This window comes from Leptospira hartskeerlii (assembly GCF_002811475.1).
Taxonomy (GTDB): Bacteria; Spirochaetota; Leptospiria; order Leptospirales; family Leptospiraceae; genus Leptospira_B; species Leptospira_B hartskeerlii.
The window spans coordinates 362435-377594 of the sequence record NZ_NPDL01000005.1; the positions used below are offsets into that span (position 1 = coordinate 362435).

The 15160-nt window shown below is 38.2% G+C and carries 17 protein-coding genes; 8 read left to right on the top strand and 9 right to left on the bottom strand.

The window, feature by feature from the left end; genetic code table 11:
* Positions 1-71: 71 nt before the first annotated feature.
* Entirely contained in the window at positions 72-650 is a 579-nt protein-coding gene (locus CH352_RS11735; protein WP_008592165.1) for a TetR/AcrR family transcriptional regulator, read from the bottom strand.
* A 105-nt stretch (positions 651-755) separates the two neighbouring features.
* Complete coding sequence (locus CH352_RS11740) at positions 756-1763, bottom strand: patatin-like phospholipase family protein (RefSeq protein ID WP_100707289.1); 1008 nt, start codon at positions 1761-1763, stop codon at positions 756-758.
* Between the two features lie 97 nt (positions 1764-1860).
* On the opposite strand from CH352_RS11740, the gene CH352_RS11745 reads away from it, so the two are divergent.
* Positions 1861-2322, top strand: a complete 462-nt coding sequence (locus CH352_RS11745) for a PaaI family thioesterase (RefSeq protein WP_100707290.1) — start codon at positions 1861-1863, stop codon at positions 2320-2322.
* 3 nt (positions 2323-2325) lie between these two features.
* Here the strand turns inward: CH352_RS11745 and CH352_RS11750 are convergent, their stop codons facing one another.
* Positions 2326-3174: a hypothetical protein gene (locus tag CH352_RS11750; RefSeq protein WP_100707291.1), complete on the bottom strand. Its 849-nt coding sequence runs from the start codon at positions 3172-3174 to the stop codon at positions 2326-2328.
* Between the two features lie 74 nt (positions 3175-3248).
* On the opposite strand from CH352_RS11750, the gene CH352_RS11755 reads away from it, so the two are divergent.
* Genes CH352_RS11755 through CH352_RS11765 form a run of 3 tightly spaced genes read left to right on the top strand, consistent with a single transcriptional unit; the run spans position 3249 to position 6352 of the window.
* Positions 3249-3740 (top strand): NYN domain-containing protein, encoded by a 492-nt coding sequence (locus CH352_RS11755; RefSeq protein WP_207766702.1) that lies wholly within the window; start codon positions 3249-3251, stop codon positions 3738-3740.
* A gap of 4 nt (positions 3741-3744) precedes the next feature.
* On the top strand, positions 3745-5244 hold the full coding sequence (locus CH352_RS11760; protein ID WP_100707293.1) for an MBOAT family O-acyltransferase: 1500 nt from the start codon (positions 3745-3747) through the stop codon (positions 5242-5244).
* A 13-nt stretch (positions 5245-5257) separates the two neighbouring features.
* Complete coding sequence (locus CH352_RS11765; RefSeq protein WP_100707294.1) at positions 5258-6352, top strand: DUF1574 domain-containing protein; 1095 nt, start codon at positions 5258-5260, stop codon at positions 6350-6352.
* A gap of 52 nt (positions 6353-6404) precedes the next feature.
* Here CH352_RS11765 and CH352_RS11770 read toward each other — a convergent pair whose 3' ends face one another.
* Both CH352_RS11770 and CH352_RS11775 read right to left on the bottom strand, forming a co-directional pair.
* A complete protein-coding gene (locus CH352_RS11770; protein WP_100707295.1) occupies positions 6405-6947 on the bottom strand; it encodes a DJ-1 family glyoxalase III in 543 nt (180 codons plus the stop codon).
* Positions 6948-7048: 101 nt separating this feature from the next.
* Positions 7049-8209 (bottom strand): glycosyltransferase, encoded by a 1161-nt coding sequence (locus tag CH352_RS11775; RefSeq protein ID WP_100707296.1) that lies wholly within the window; start codon positions 8207-8209, stop codon positions 7049-7051.
* A gap of 417 nt (positions 8210-8626) precedes the next feature.
* On the opposite strand from CH352_RS11775, the gene CH352_RS11780 reads away from it, so the two are divergent.
* Together CH352_RS11780 and CH352_RS11785 are read left to right on the top strand one after the other, a co-directional pair.
* Positions 8627-9124 carry a DoxX family protein gene (locus CH352_RS11780; RefSeq protein WP_100707297.1) on the top strand — a complete coding sequence of 166 codons (498 nt, stop codon included), beginning with the start codon at positions 8627-8629 and terminating at the stop codon, positions 9122-9124.
* Between the two features lie 70 nt (positions 9125-9194).
* Entirely contained in the window at positions 9195-10043 is an 849-nt protein-coding gene (locus tag CH352_RS11785) for a pectate lyase (protein WP_100707328.1), read from the top strand.
* A gap of 26 nt (positions 10044-10069) precedes the next feature.
* On the opposite strand, the gene CH352_RS11790 is transcribed toward CH352_RS11785, so the two are convergent.
* The gene (locus CH352_RS11790) at positions 10070-10474 is read right to left on the bottom strand and encodes a winged helix-turn-helix transcriptional regulator (protein ID WP_100707298.1); all 405 of its coding nucleotides are present in this window, start codon (positions 10472-10474) and stop codon (positions 10070-10072) included.
* An 89-nt stretch (positions 10475-10563) separates the two neighbouring features.
* Between CH352_RS11790 and CH352_RS11795 the strand changes: the two genes are divergently transcribed.
* Together CH352_RS11795 and CH352_RS11800 are read left to right on the top strand one after the other, a co-directional pair.
* Complete coding sequence (locus tag CH352_RS11795; RefSeq protein WP_100707299.1) at positions 10564-10965, top strand: DUF1761 domain-containing protein; 402 nt, start codon at positions 10564-10566, stop codon at positions 10963-10965.
* Between the two features lie 306 nt (positions 10966-11271).
* Positions 11272-11934 carry a hypothetical protein gene (locus CH352_RS11800; protein ID WP_125169481.1) on the top strand — a complete coding sequence of 221 codons (663 nt, stop codon included), beginning with the start codon at positions 11272-11274 and terminating at the stop codon, positions 11932-11934.
* A 90-nt stretch (positions 11935-12024) separates the two neighbouring features.
* On the opposite strand, the gene CH352_RS11805 is transcribed toward CH352_RS11800, so the two are convergent.
* The 3 genes from CH352_RS11805 to CH352_RS11815 form a co-directional block, all read right to left on the bottom strand.
* A complete protein-coding gene (locus tag CH352_RS11805; RefSeq protein ID WP_100707329.1) occupies positions 12025-12306 on the bottom strand; it encodes a hypothetical protein in 282 nt (93 codons plus the stop codon).
* A gap of 124 nt (positions 12307-12430) precedes the next feature.
* On the bottom strand, positions 12431-13978 hold the full coding sequence (locus CH352_RS11810) for a methyl-accepting chemotaxis protein (RefSeq protein WP_100707301.1): 1548 nt from the start codon (positions 13976-13978) through the stop codon (positions 12431-12433).
* Between the two features lie 123 nt (positions 13979-14101).
* Positions 14102-14596 (bottom strand): SCO family protein, encoded by a 495-nt coding sequence (locus CH352_RS11815; RefSeq protein WP_244283361.1) that lies wholly within the window; start codon positions 14594-14596, stop codon positions 14102-14104.
* Positions 14597-15160 lie beyond the last annotated feature (564 nt).

Here is a 15160-nt window from a genome sequence, read left to right on the forward strand (position 1 = left end):
TAATCTTTGCAATTGATTTTTCAGGCTCAGTCCTTGTTGGAATTCCAACAAGTTTCTCAAGTCTTAAAATTTCAGAAAGTAAAAGTGTTCGCGAGAACCACTCCCATAAAATCTTTCACTACTTCCGCTACCTCATCCAGTTTTATGGAATCTTGGTCTACGATCCTTTGGCCCACTGTTCCTAAAATAATACTGATCAAAAGTCTGTTTAAATTCGGATTAGTGATCCCTAAATGTTTTGTGATGATGGTTACGTATTCTTTCATCGCTTCTGCGATCAGTTGTTTTTCTTCTTCATGATTTTTTAATCTTGAAACGTCACAGATGATATAAAGGAGATTTTGGAAATAAGTTTCTCTGTCCTTTACCATTGTAAAAAGAGCTTCTACTCTTTTTTCGATCGTTTGGTTATCTTCTCCCTTTGAATAAACCTGCAATTCTTCGATGTCTTTGTTGAGTACGAACTTTACGAGTTCTTTAAATATATCTTCTTTAGTGGAAAAGTAGTGGTAGAGAGTTCCGGTGGAAACATCCAGTTCGGTAGCGATTTCTCGCATTGAGACAGCCGAATATCCTCGTCTGGCCAAAATATCCACACATTTAGAGAGAATCTCCGCTTTGTATTTTTCGTGATTTACGATTTTGGGCATTTCATGCTGTCCTGAAGAGTGTTTTCTTTTTACTGTTTTCGCTATTTCTAAGGCTCATTTCGAGGAGGAAAGGGGAACTATTCCTCTTTTGAAGGAGCAAGTTAATTATTTTATTTGTTCGAAAAAAGAATGCAAGTGTTTTTTCCAGTTTGGGTCAAGATGACTTAAGATCCTTTCCTTTTGATCCTCCGCATCCTTACGTCCTGTCTCGAATGCATACCTCACTAGGCTTGGACTAGTATAATCAAACCCTTGCTCTATAAATGGTCCATCAGGAGAAACAAGCAATGTGTCCGATAAGACTGAGGGCGATTTTCCTACCAAGGTTGTAGGTTCGTAAAATACTCCTATCTTAGGGAGGTCAGAGGAGAAGTTTTCTAGGAGGAGATTATTAGTTAAGCCCCCGTCCAGATAATAATTCCCGTTAAAACTTTGAAGCGGTAATACTGGGAAGGCGGAGCAAGAGTTCATTACAATTTGGGTAATTGTTTCAGGATCGGTTAGGTCCTTCTCCGTAAAAACTTTTTCTCTCCATCCCCAATCTTTCATCTTTTTTATAACTTCGAAAGGTTGTTCTCCCTTTCTTCTTAAAGTCTCGTCCTTAAAATAAGCACGAATGATAGAAGCTGCCTTAGCAAAAAGGATCCTCTGGATCGGCTGACCCTTTTTGTTTTTATCCAAACTTTCATTCGGGATTTCTACGGTGTGGATCCTGATCTTTGCGGACTTGGAGATGAGTTTGGAAAATCTAAGACAGTATTCTACGGTCCTTCTTGCAATCCCATGATGAGGGAAGGGTGCGCTGATCCTTAGAAGTCTATTCCAGTAAAAGTTTTTAGGATTTCGTTTAGTAAGTTCTTGGAAGTAATTCGAACTATCTTCTTCCGTTTCGGATAAAGTGCTGATTGCCATGGCAGCTCCGGCGCTTACTCCGGAAACTTCTTTAATTTTAAGACCCCAGGTCCTTAGTGTATATGCAAAGCCCAACCCATAAAACGCTTTGATCCCACCTCCCGCGATTGCAAGAGCGATTTCCTTTTTAGTTCCTAGTTCTTGCCATGCGGTCCGGATACCGCTTTTTAATTTGGTTTCTATAAAAAAGAGCGGGTTCATTTTCCTACATAATGGTTGTGTCACCAAATCATGGCAATTTTAATTTGCCCGAATCCAATTTCTTTACAAGATCGGAATATAGAATAGGAGATCCACTTTGGCGAATCAAAAAGATTTAGAAGATATGCAGAAAGAATGGGAGAAGTTTTCTAAGGCCGCACCTGGTTTGAAGGTCCCTCCTCCTGCTTTCAAGGAACTGTCCGGTGAGTTCGTTTCTTATGTAAGGAAGAAGGAGATGGTCTGCAGTTTTTATGTGGAGCCTAGATTCTCCAACCCAATGGGAGTTTTCCAAGGTGGATTTTTAGCGGCTGCATTCGATAATACTTTCGGTCCATTATGCTATTTGGCTGCGGGTAAACCTACTACCACTTTAGAATTAAGTGTTAGTTATATTCGCATGGTAAAAGAAAACCAAAGGATCACGGTGCAAGCGAAGGTAGTCGCAAGAGGTAACCAACATATTTATCTAGAAGGAGAAGCTTTCGACGAAGAAGGTAAACTTCTTGCCAAGTCCACTACTCAAGTTTTGATCTTAAGACTTCCGGGCGGGGCCGCTTGAATATTAAGTTTCTGGAATCGAAGGGGGAGAAGTTACTTCCTCTTTCGGTTCCGTGATCCTCTCTAAAGGAAGTTTTTTTACGTGTTCCGCCATTTCTTTTAGAATGTTTGCAGTGATATCTTTCATAATGTCACCGATTACTTCCGTTTCCAGAACTTCCGCGATCATTCTTCCGATATCTTCTCCTAATTTATGAGAGATCTGCGACATGAAAGGTATCTTGGATAATTCTTCCAATAAAAACTTAGATTGTAAGGACTCGTTTACCTTGGAGTTGAGTTGATCATTATGTTTGGAGATGGCTTCTTTTGCGAGATGGCTATAATCTAGCCTAAGCATTACTTCTTCCACTCTTTCCAAAGAATGTAGAAATACTGCATCTGCAATTGTGTCCACGATCACATCTCTGAATCTGAATGTGATCTCTCTAGTTAATACTTCGCTTACATTCTGTCCAGAAGTCCCGAATCTATAAAATGCAATTGCTAGTTTGACCCCTCTTAAAAGTAAGAATGGTCTCAGGAAATAAAGAGGGATAATACCTATTAATTCGTACCAGTTTGTTCTCAAATATTTTTTGATGTCTTTTTTTTGACGAACCTTGATCCAAACTTCTATTCCCCATAAAAATATGACGAATAGATCGAATGCGAGAACGTAGGCTGGAATATCCTTGTGGATGAATTCCTTGTATGAGTTTACGAATAATAAAAAGAATACGTCGATTGCAGCTAGGCTTAAAAGAAAATAATCTCTTGCACTACCTGGTAAAACACTTCTCCAATATTTTACAGTTCGTATGAAGTTTCGGATTTTAGAGGATTTTGCCGGGTGGGAATTTGCTTCCGCCATGTGCCATTGTCCGATTCGGTTCGGTGTTTACAAGTTTTTCCAAAACATACATTCTGGTCACTAGTTTTAAAGGGATGCATTTAGTCGTAGACGGTTTCAACCTGATTTACAAAATTCCTGAATTGGAAGAGTATATGTATTCCAATCGATTGAGGGATGCCAGAGTAGGCCTCCTGAGAATTTTGGAATCTTATTCTTCTAAGCTTAAAAGCTCTAAGGTCCATGTTTTCTTCGACGGTAAAAAAGAAAAAGGGAACGAAACCAAAGAAGATTCATACGGAAAAATACGGGTATATTTCAGCCAGGAAAGAAAGGCGGATGATTTGATCAAAGAATATATCAAATATGCTCCGAGGCCTGCTGATCTATTCGTTGTCACTTCCGATCAGGAAATTTTGGCTTTTGCAAAAAGACTGGGAACAAAACCTATACTATCCGAAGAGTTCGTAAAAAAAATAGAAAGCGCCTTAGCGGATAAACCGACTCGGGAAGAAAAGGACTCGGGCGCAAAACTTTCTCCGGGAGAGATTCTCTACTGGAAGGAACTATTCAAGAAGGGAAAGTAAAAGAGTGCTCTACAATTCGATCTTATTTTTCGTTTTTTTCTCTATCGTTTATACTATCTATTGGGTCCTTCCGGAAAAGAAAAGATCCGATTTTTTACTCATTTCGAGCGGTATCTTTTATATTGTAGCTTCTTCTACAATCTTAAGCGGTATCTATTTCTTTCTTCATTTTTTGATTATCGTTCTATTCAATTACTTCGCTTACTTTAAGATCAGAACTTCCGAAAAGGCTAAAGCTTGGATGATCTTTGCAGTTCTTCTGAACGCGATTAACCTGGGTTTCTTTAAATATTTCTATTTTATGAATAGAATACTTTTTGATCTTACAAAATATCCTTTTTTTGACGAAGTTCCAAGAATATTGCAGATCTCTCTTCCATTAGCGGTGAGTTTTTACAGCTTTCAGATGATTGCCGCAGCTGTGGACGCATATAGAAAACCGGAAGGAGAATTGATCGGTCTCAAACAATATCTTGGTTTTGTAATATTCTTTCCCGTATTGATCGTGGGGCCAATTTTAAGGACAAAAGATTATTTTGTAAATATTGGACATTTGAATCCGGACAAGGATAAGATTGTCCGTGCTTCTTATCTAATGATCTCTGGTTTGATCAAAAAGATACTGATCGCGGATCCCGTGGCAGGTGTGATCGCTCCAGTTTTTTCGAATCCAGGTCAGTACGATAATCTTTCGTTAGTTTTAGCAGCATTCGGATATGCGATACAAGTTTATTGCGATTTTTCTGGACTTACCGATATGGCAAGAGCGGTCGGTCTATATTTCGGATTTGAACTTCCTGAAAACTTCAATGCACCTTTGTTTTCTCCATCCGGAAGAGAATTGTGGCAGAGATGGCATATGAGTCTCTCTTTCTGGCTTAGAGATTATATTTATTTTCCTTTGGGCGGAAGTAAAAAAGGGGAATGGCGCACTTACCTAAACCTGATCATTACAATGACAGTGGGTGGAGTCTGGCATGGAGCGGATTATACATTTATTGCGTGGGGATTTTATTGGGGAGTTATACTCGCTTTCGAAAGATTTTTAGTAGGTAAGTTCGGCTGGAATGACGAAGATTCCAAAAGTAAAATTCTCAATTTTTTAAGGATACAATTTGTATTCTGTTTATTCTCTTTCAGTGCTATATTGTTCAGAGCAAACTCTGCTACTAAGATGCTCCAGCATGTAGTGGGACTCGTGACCAATACACAGGATTATCTTTCTGCTTCTTTACAATCCTTAGGTTTCGGCTGGATAGAAAATTCAATTTCCTTGGTAACCGGACCTTCTCCTTTTATCTTAGAATCTATGAAGAATATTGAAAAAATAGGATATTCTTATTTGGGATTTATCGTATTTCATTGGATCCAATCCAGAAAAGATCTATTATTACAATGGGGAAAAGGAAAGGATTGGCTCGTTGTAGCTTGCGGCGTGGGGACGGTCTTTGCAATCGCCTTACTATCGGAAGATTCCGGAGCTTGTATCTATTGCCAGTTCTAGGCAGGAAATAATTATGAAAAAGAATACATTCTTACTTCTTCCTCTACTTGTTCTTTTGATTTCTTTGGGTCTGGACCGCTTGTTCACATTGGAGTTTTTTCAATATTATTATTCGAATACGCTGTCTCATCTGAATTTTATCAGCAAAGAGGACCTATATTTCGATTTGAAAGAATATCTGAAAAAGGATCCATCTGCTCGCAAAAAAACACTGGTATTCTTCGGAAATTCCAGAGCACTTTTGCTTCCTACGAGAGAATTAGAGAAAAAACACCCGGACTGGATGCTTTATAATTTTTCAGTTCCAGGCGGTTCTCCTGATTACTTCTTATATTGGATAGAAAGATTTAAATCGGACGGTACAAGACCAGATTTTGTCCTTTTAGACCAATCATTAGAAATTTATAATAAGACTCCAGTTCTTGCCTTGGACGAAGTTTTGATCTACGGGCTTTCTCCGGAATTTTTCTTTAGGCATTGGACCAGATATTCTCGGGAAGAATTATCCGTATTTATTTCCAAACATCTATTCCATACGTACAGAGATAGGCCTAAGTTTTGGAGAATTTGGGAAAGAATGCAAAATTCTTCCGCTTTGGCAAAGGTATATGAGGCAGCTGTCCAAAAAGTGCTAACTATGCTAAAGGAAGATAGAGGGAGTACTCCAAGGGACTTAGTTAAACAGAAACATACGGATGAGCAGCTTTTTCAAGCTTCCGAGATGGATTTTTCTTCTTATTTAAAACCTTATACATTTCACACGAATATGTTTGAAATGCAGAAAGATTCCATTCATATATTGAGAGAATCTAATGTTCCTTATGCTACCATTTGGGTGAAGGTAGCTCGTCCTTATTTTAATCTATATATGACCAGAAAGGTCGAAACTTCGGAAGGACTCAAAACTCCAATGGAAGTTTGGAAACCGATTGTAGAAAAGTTTAACCAAGAAACTGGAACAGCTTTCTGGAACATGAACGAGGATCCAAACTATAATTGCGAAGAATTTGCCGACCCAGGCCACATGTCCCCGAATTGTTTTCCTGTATTCGGAGATTATATTTTTAAAAAGTTAGAGGAAACTTTTCCTAAAACTCAGATAAAGTAAGAAGTATGTTCCGATAGAATTCCCAGGCTTTTCCTGCAAGAAAGTTGCATCTTTAAGAAGGAAGATGTAAGTTCTTTTCTACTTCTTTTCTTTTTTCTACTCCGACAAGAAGTTCCACAATTTTTAAAGAGAATTCGAATGCGGAGCCAGGGCCGATGCTCGTTAAAATTTTATCAGAGAGTTCTAATCTGCTTCCAGTGTATTTTTCGTTCGGAGGAATACTTCCCGGAAACGCGGTAAATTTTTGGTCTTGAAGAATGTTATGAGTCAGCAGAACGTTCGGTGCCGCGCAGATCGCGCCGATCCAGCGATTTTCTTTTTTAAATTTTTTTAATATATCTGAGACTAACGAGTTTGCATTTAGATTTTTTGTGCCTTGGTTTCCTCCGGGTAAGATAATCATATCGAAGGAGGAAGGATCGATTTCAGATAAAAGTGAATCGGAGACTAATTTTACTCCTCTGGAAGCTGTAACATTCTTTGTGGAAATTCCTGCAGAGATCACTTCTATCCCGGCCCTTCTAAGCACATCCACTACGATGACAGCTTCCATTTCTTCCATTCCATCTGCAAATGGAACTAACACCTTGGGCATATTCTTCTCCGATACTTGAGTGGGAAGGTAGCAAACCTTCTTCTTAATTATTTAAGAAGAAGGGAGAAGAAATCAATTAAAACTTAGACGAGACCTTGTTTTTAGTTCTTTAGTTCCGGCTTTTTTGACCAGGTTAGATTGGAATTCAGGAAATAGTTTGAGACCATCGCAGTCAGAATAGAAAGAATATCCGCGCTGAATTTTAATGTAAGTTCAGAAGCTCCATTCCATTGTTTGAAAATAGAGTAGTAGATAAAATGGAATGCAGACATCTGCACCACAATTCCCACCATACTTACTAAATGGAATAATAGAAATCCAAAGGTCAAATTTCTTCCGGTATACCTTCTTTCATAAAACGTAAAGTAGTTATTTAGGAAGAAGTTGGATAGGATCGAGAGTTCTATCCCGGAAAATACGGAAAGTGAAAAAGGATCTAAAAAGGAAATGCCCGTTTGGACTTCCGGAAATTTGCATAATTCGGCGATCAAAAATCCTACTAAGTTTACAAGCACACCGCTTGCTCCCACGAGTGAATAAAGTAGGAAGGTAGGGGAGATCCATTTTCCGAAACGAATATCTAAGATTGCCAAAAAGAAACTTTTGATCACAGAATTATTCAGCTTGGTTTCTCCATACATTCTCGTTTGGAAAGTATACGGGATTTCTTCTATTTTAAGATTTTCTTTACTTCTTCCCAAAAATTCCAAAAGGATCTTAAAACCTCTTGGATTGATAGAGTTTTTAGTTTCCGAATACACAGAACGTTTTATCCCGAAATAGCCGCTCATTGGATCCGAAACAGGAAGACCTAAAAGACCTTTTGCCAAAAAATTCGCGAACCTACTGATCCCGATTCTTGCTAAAGACCACTTTCCGGTAGATCCGCCCTTTGCGTATCTTGTACCTAAACAAAGATCTACATCCCTTTCGTAGAAAGAACGTATCATTTCAGGAAGGATCTTTTCGTCGTGTTGTAGGTCAGAATCCATCACTACGAAAACTTCTCCTTCTGCTGCGCCCATACCTGTTAAAACTGCGGACGATAATCCTTTGCCGCTCAACCTACGGATCACTTTTAGTTGTGGGATCTTTTCCTGAAGATGTTCTGCAATTTCCCAGGTGTGATCAGGACTATCATCATCTACTACGATGATCTCATGACGGTAATCGGACAAAGATCTAGTAATCCTATCCGCCGCAATAGGTAGATTTTTACTTTCGTTGTATGTAGGGAGTATAACGGAAACGGATGGTCGCATAGGACCAAATTCCTATCTGGAAGTTTTCAATTCAAGATTTTAAGTAATTAATTGATTACATACTAGGTAAAATAATTTTCCAGACCGAAGTATTGTTAGGATTTTTTAAATAGAAACCGGTCTATTCGTATTTTGTAATACGGTCTAAATAATATATTACGGTTTGTAATATATTATTAACTTAACGGTAGAATATTGAGTTAGACGGATATTGGAGGAAAACGGGGCAACTTAAATAGGAGTATTGTGATTTTGAGTCCGGTTATTCGTATAGGAGTTTAAACTCTTAATTTTATCGTTCGTTCAGGCATATTGTATTCTTTCTACTTTTTGTAACTTTTTAACTTCTAACTGTAAAACAATTTATAGGGCAATGGTACATGGATTTCGACCGTTGCAAAAACCAAAGGAAAAACTATGTATTTGCGCAATTTAGCTCATCATCTATTTCGAACTGAGGAGAGTGATAGAAGTAATATTATTATCCGGATCCTTGTAGGAGGAGTTTTTATCTGGGAAGGAATCATTAAATTCCTATATATAAATCAGGGAATCGGAAGGTTTACAAAGTTAGGATTTTTGCATCCTGATCTGACGGCATCTTTTATAGGAGGTTTGGAAATTTTGGGAGGGACGATGTTGATGCTCGGAATTTTGACAAAACCATTAAGCTTCATATTTATTATACAAATGCTCGTTGCAATGTATCTAACAAAATTACCTCTATTATTCGGAAATTCTCCCTTGGCACCGCCTCAAGCTCCACCGATTTTTGGAATTTGGGCAGTACTACATGAGATTCGATCCGAGTATTCGCAGGCACTCGGATGCTTATTTCTATATTTCTCAGGTCCAGGTCGCTTTTCTCTGGATTCCTTTTTAAAGCGGAGAATATTCATTGGAAGTAATAAGTGAAGATCTGACTTGACTTTCCAAACTCAAAGGGGTCTGATCGGCGGTCGAAAATAATTGGATGGGTGACAAGATGGCTTCCACCTTTAGAATGTTAGGCTTTGCTAGCTTTTTGTACTTAGGCGTTTTTGATTTAGGAACAAATTTCATTTTGGAACGAGTTTTAGGTCCTTCTTCTCAAACTTTAAACCGACTTGAGGCGAGTTCCTGCAATCCTGCTGGAACGTATGAATTTTTTCCCGGAACAGGTTATTATCCCAGCGGATCCAGCGAAGTCTATCCTTGGCAAACTCCTACAGGAGTTTCTTTCGAGGGCTTTGAAACCTATGCTGATGGGAGTCTTATAGAAGCCAGTTCTAATAAATCTATGCAATCTCATATTGAAGTTACTTCCGGCAGCTTGAGCTCTAAACATCTTTCCAACGGAGTTTATAAAAGGGCCAAGACGGAAGATTATAATTTCAGAATGTTGATCCAAGGCCTGAACGATGGTTCTCGAGTGAAGTGGACCGACCAAGCATTAGAAGCTCGATTCTATATAGATTCTTGGCAGGCTTCCTCGGATAGTTGGCAGGGAATCCATCTATTTACAAGATATAGGACTGAGAATGATCTATATGTGGCATCTCTCCGAAGTGACGGAACCGTTTATTTTAAGAAGAAACTTTGCGGGCTTTATACGACCTTGGCCACCGGAACTTTAGAGGACCAGGCTGGAAATGCAAAGTCTTTCCAAACAAAACAATGGTACAAGCTGACTTTGGTTTCGATTGGAAACCATATCGATTTTTACGTAGATAATGTTCTGCAATTGTCTGTAACGGATGGAACTTTTAGTTGGGGAACTTCCGGGATCAGAACTGATTACGCAAATGTGTATCTGGACGATCTGATCTTATATGATGACCTGAGTGATTTTTAAAAAGCCGGGCGATCTATTTTATTCTCTTAGAGTTGGAATTTTTTTCGAATTTGTTTTTCAAATTTTTTTCCTGGAAGAGCTGCTTGCTCTAGGAAATCGGCAGGAGTTTCAGTTTTAGGATCATACTTTGCACTCCATTTGATAATTTCTAGGATCACCGGGATTAGATCTAGAGATTTTCGGGTGGGGGAATAAATATATCTCTTTCGATTCGTTTCATCGGATCTTTTGGAAATTAATCCAGCGAATTCCAATTGTTCCAAACGATCCGAAAGGATATTTGTCGCTATCCTTTCTTCAGATTCCAAAAATTCCTTAAAGAATCTTTTATCCTTAAAGATTAAATCCCTTAAGACCAAAAGCGACCACTTGTCTCCGAAAATATCGAGTGCAAAAACGATCGGGCAATGAGAACGGTTATTTTTATTCATTTATTTAAAAATTTGATTTATGACTTGCAAAATGCAACTTATTATTCATGACTTGCTATTTGCAAGTCATGTGCTGGAGGTTTATTATTATGAAAAAATTTATAATGGCTGTTTTAGGCTATCTTCTTCCTAGTTTTGTTTTAGGGGTATTATGGCATTTCGTATTTTTTAAGGAACTTTACGATTCCTTCGGCATATACAATAGGAAGGATCCGATCATTGCCTTGGGCTTTTCTACAATGTTGATACAGGGAGTAGTCTTAGCGTATCTTTATCCTTATTTCAAAAGTTTGGAAGCTCGTCCCATTATCGGGGGATTAAAATTTGGCCTTATTTTTGGAACATTTTTGTATTCCGTATCTACAATGGCGAATGCTGCTAAAATTGAAGTAGTAAATCCGATCTCTTGGTTTGCTATACAAGCAGTCTTTCATTTTCTGCAATTTGGTATTAGCGGCATTCTAATTGGTCTTGCATATAAAGGAAAATGAGAAGCGGGATTTTGTAGGCACTTCGACGAATTTGGAAGAGACCCCGCGAGCTTGTGTAGTTTCCGAAAGCTTAGGTTTGGGAAAAGATACTCTCAGGCAGCTCAAATTAGCTATTTTTAATCAGAATCGCCTTTTACTAGGGATTTCCCAACTTCCGATAATAGGTATTATGTCGCATTACTAATGGCGGGAATGCCTTTAAAAAAGGAGGCATAGGATTCCTGTCCTTTTTATAAAAGAATTCAAGTAATAATTTATTTACTGTTCTTGACTCGATCGATTTACACCTATCCATAATGGCTGATTATGAAAGCTCCTATTATTTCTATTTTGATCGTCGGGATATTAACGAGTATAGGTTTTAATTGTTTATATTATCATTCAATGGATCCCGCTCTTTCCAGAAATCATTTAGAGCCTTCTTCTTGTTTGAGCGTTGTAGCTTTTAAAACTCTAATCAATGGGCTTCCTCCCGATATTAGCACGGAACAATCTTCAGACGGTAAAAGGACAAATATAAAAGTGACTGAAGATAAATACAATGGCCAATCGCATCCAATTCTAGACGTAATGGCAAAGGAGGTTTTTAACGAATCCGGAATTCTCTCCTCGAATGATAAACAAGGAACGGAAGTTGCCAAAGGAATATTTATTCAGATCAATAATCAGATTAGTTTCTCAAGCCTTGGCTATGCCGGAAGATTACTCTCAACTATGAGCTTAGGTATTTTACCTAGTAGATTGACTTCATTTGAAAGTTTTGATGTCTCCGTTTTTGAAGATCAAAAATTTCTATTTAGGAAGACCTACCTGCATGAGGTTAAGTCTTGGCTTTGGCTACCTTTGATTTTCTTTTTCTGGGTTGGCGAAGACCAAAAAGAAGGACAACTGTATTATAAGGATGTGATTAAAGACGTGATATCGAATGTAATTGCAAAACGAAAAGAGCTGAAGAAATGTTCGAAATAGATTGCTTGTTCTTAAATTCTAAAACGACATAATCCCGACTTGTCCATCTTCTAAACTTCAAACTTTGGAAAGCCGGGATTTACGAAAGGATCAATATCCCTGCCAGAGAGAAATGGTAACGATCGTTTTTCCGTTATCGGATTTGTTCTCACATTGGCATTTAATTTGAGCGGATTGGCTGTAATAACCTTGTCCGAGCGAGAATCCTGGGGCTGGTTTACAACTTTTGTATAGTCCACCATCTACCAAACGGTTACATGCGGCTTGGATAGCTGCCTCGATATCACCGCTTTGAGAGCTGATTGTGCCTGGAATTGCTAAAAAGACCGCAACGGCTAATACGGAAGCGGAAATAAACAGAAACTTTTTCATAGTAAGGGTCCGGAAACAAATAGGAACTTTTCCTTTGGAAAGAAAATATTTCAAACGAAAAATTGTGCAGAATGGAAAATTCTCTCTAAGTTGAGAAAGAAATTTCCTGGTCTGGTTTTAGAGTTCAGGCTTTGAATTCTTGGACCTGTTTTTGTAAAGAATCGCTTAATTCTTCACATTTTCTGGCCTGGTCTGCTGCCTCAACTGCTTGGGTTGCGATGATTGCATTTGAATTTTGGATTTGATCTAAAAAGTTTCGGATCTCTTCCAAACTTTTCTTTTCTGCTTCCGTTGCCTGGTGCACATTTTGAGAAATTTCTCCTGCGTTAAACAAAGCGCCTGCTACTGTAACCCGGATTTCCGTTTGTTTTCCTAAAAGAGAAAAGAAAGAATCCAGACTTTCCTTTATGGAATCAACATCACCCAAGATCAATGAGATGGTTTTTGTACCGGACTGAACGATGTCAGTATTCTTGGTCATTTCCTCTTTGCCATCTCGAATCAGCCTGGAAACTTCTTTGATGGTGCTTGCGGTTTGGTCTGCTAATTTTGAGATCTCGTCTGCGACCACAGCGAATCCTCTTCCGTGTTCACCAGCTCTGGCTGCTTCTATGGATGCGTTTAATGCGAGAAGGTTTACTTTATCTGCGATATCAGTGATTGTTCCCAATTTTGCGGTTGTCGCGGAAGAACTAGATTCTATCCTTTTGATGGATTTTTCGATCGCCATTAGACTTTCTTCCGATTCTCTAGCATGTTTCCACGCGGTCTCGAATAAAGCTTTGGTTGAAACAAGCCCAGCTTCCATATCTTGAAAACTGATCTCCAAGTTTTGAAAAGAATTTTCTAAGGTCCCGGTTGCTTCTAACTGTTTTTTAGCAGAATCGGATACGTCCGAGATCGCATCGGCGATCTGGTTCATGCTTACATTGATTTCTTCTAAACTATTTGCTTGATCGGTAGTTCTATCCGCTACAGTTGCCGAGCTTTGAACCAGGCCTTCCAAAATCCCATTCACGGATTCGGATTTCTCTCTAACTTCTCCCTGGATAGAAACATTGTATTTTCGCACATCTTCTAATTCTGCCAGATTGATCGCTTGGTTCAAAAATTCTCTTTTGAAAGTTATGGCGAAGTAAATTAATGTCCCGGTCTCGAAAATTACAAAAATTGCATGCAACAGAACGATATCCCATCCGTTACCGTAGTTGAAAATGATGACAGGAGTTTCTGAAATTTTGTATCCGATACTTTGGCAGAAGGATAATAATCCATGATGGACTGCGATATATAACGCGCCAGGAAGAAGTGTCTTCCAATCTCTATAATAAAGAAGAAATGCTAATGCAACGAATACATGAAAATGCATCTCTATTCTTCCGAACTGAGACTGGATCAGTATTCCTGACCAGGCCATGATAAGAACTGCATTTAAAATTCTTAGAATATATTCGCCTCGTAAGAACAAAAAACCAATGCTCGAAAGTATTCCTATGATTATAGAAGAATTTAAGACGAATTTCCAGGTGCCATATTCTAATGATAATAAAAGTGCAAAAGGAATATGAGCTAAAAGAAGAATGTAAAAGAAAAGATCTACTTTCTTAGTCTCTTCCTTAAATTTTAGTCTGGCAGTATCTTGGATACTATGTTTATGCTGAGACGGATTCATATATTTCCCGGGAAGGATTTTTATTTTTAGGCCCGATTTCGGACTTTATTTCTTTTGGGTTCGGTCTTTCGAAAGTTCCCGTTTGTATTTTCGTTTATTATGAATCGCTTAAATGTTAAGGGACTATTGTTGTTTTTTGTCGCTTATGAATTTTATAAGTTCTTTTGGGTTTTGATCCCAGTGTTTATCAAATTCGAAAAATAATCCTTTGATCTTTCCCTGAGAGTTAACCCAGAATACAGAATCAGGATGATCTATATCTCCGTTTTTATTGGAAGAAAATGCCATAATTCCAAAAAGCCTGGCAAGTTCGAAAGCCCTACCCCTCGATTCCAGTCGGATAAATTTAGTTTCAGATTTAAGATCGGAAAAATATTTCTCGAAACGTTCTTCAGTGTCTTTTTCGGGATCTAAGCTTACAAATACTAGTCTAAGATTTTTTTGTTTCGAAATTAGGTTTTTCAATTTTTGCAAACTACCATGGCAAATGGTTTTACAGTTTAGATATCCGAAATAGACCAGATTCTCTTTTCCGATTAAAGTTTTGCGTATATCTACAGTTTTACCGTCTTCTTCACTTATTTGAAATTTAGGAAGATTTCTATCTGCTTCCATCATTCCGGAAGAAGAGCTCGGTAAAAAATAGAATAACGGAAAAATTACCGTTAATCCACCTATTGCAAATTTCCAAATAGCCGTTTGCATTTTGCTAAGAGGTATTTAAAAACCCTCTAATATTACCAAAGACGAATAACTTTCTTTTTATTCAAAAAATTTCCTAAAGAAAGGCCTTAAGAATTAAAGGAAATTTATTTATGAATATGTTAAGTTTAAGTTATTTCTTAGTAAAAAATATTTAGACTTTTGACTGTTTTGTTGGAATTCCAACAAGAGTTGTATATGGAAATTGGAGTTGCTATTTAAGAGATTTTAGTGTATAGGGGAAAAGGCTTCTCCCACGGGCCCTCCTCCTCCACCCGAACTTGGGTGGGGGCGATCTCCAATCCCCTGTAGGAATTCCTACAAACATAGTTTATCCGCACCGAAAGCTTGCTTTCAGATCATAAACTTGATTGGAATGATTTGGAATTAGAAAGAAGAGAAAGTCTCTTCGAAAACATATAGAGTAGCGTGACTTAACCGAAGTTGTTACACCCCCAGCCCTTGCAAGCAAGGACTGGG

Coding starts and splice junctions, on each gene's coding strand:
- CH352_RS11790 (WP_100707298.1), bottom strand. CDS start 10,474: ATGAATAAAAATAACCGTTCTCATTGCCCGATCGTTTTTGCACTCGAT.
- CH352_RS11800 (WP_125169481.1), top strand. CDS start 11,272: ATGAAAGCTCCTATTATTTCTATTTTGATCGTCGGGATATTAACGAGT.
- CH352_RS11755 (WP_207766702.1), top strand. CDS start 3,249: ATGCATTTAGTCGTAGACGGTTTCAACCTGATTTACAAAATTCCTGAA.
- CH352_RS11810 (WP_100707301.1), bottom strand. CDS start 13,978: ATGAATCCGTCTCAGCATAAACATAGTATCCAAGATACTGCCAGACTA.
- CH352_RS11780 (WP_100707297.1), top strand. CDS start 8,627: ATGTATTTGCGCAATTTAGCTCATCATCTATTTCGAACTGAGGAGAGT.
- CH352_RS11795 (WP_100707299.1), top strand. CDS start 10,564: ATGAAAAAATTTATAATGGCTGTTTTAGGCTATCTTCTTCCTAGTTTT.
- CH352_RS11775 (WP_100707296.1), bottom strand. CDS start 8,209: ATGCGACCATCCGTTTCCGTTATACTCCCTACATACAACGAAAGTAAA.
- CH352_RS11765 (WP_100707294.1), top strand. CDS start 5,258: ATGAAAAAGAATACATTCTTACTTCTTCCTCTACTTGTTCTTTTGATT.
- CH352_RS11740 (WP_100707289.1), bottom strand. CDS start 1,763: ATGAACCCGCTCTTTTTTATAGAAACCAAATTAAAAAGCGGTATCCGG.
- CH352_RS11750 (WP_100707291.1), bottom strand. CDS start 3,174: ATGGCGGAAGCAAATTCCCACCCGGCAAAATCCTCTAAAATCCGAAAC.
- CH352_RS11785 (WP_100707328.1), top strand. CDS start 9,195: ATGGCTTCCACCTTTAGAATGTTAGGCTTTGCTAGCTTTTTGTACTTA.
- CH352_RS11735 (WP_008592165.1), bottom strand. CDS start 650: ATGCCCAAAATCGTAAATCACGAAAAATACAAAGCGGAGATTCTCTCT.
- CH352_RS11815 (WP_244283361.1), bottom strand. CDS start 14,596: ATGATGGAAGCAGATAGAAATCTTCCTAAATTTCAAATAAGTGAAGAA.
- CH352_RS11770 (WP_100707295.1), bottom strand. CDS start 6,947: ATGCCCAAGGTGTTAGTTCCATTTGCAGATGGAATGGAAGAAATGGAA.
- CH352_RS11805 (WP_100707329.1), bottom strand. CDS start 12,306: ATGAAAAAGTTTCTGTTTATTTCCGCTTCCGTATTAGCCGTTGCGGTC.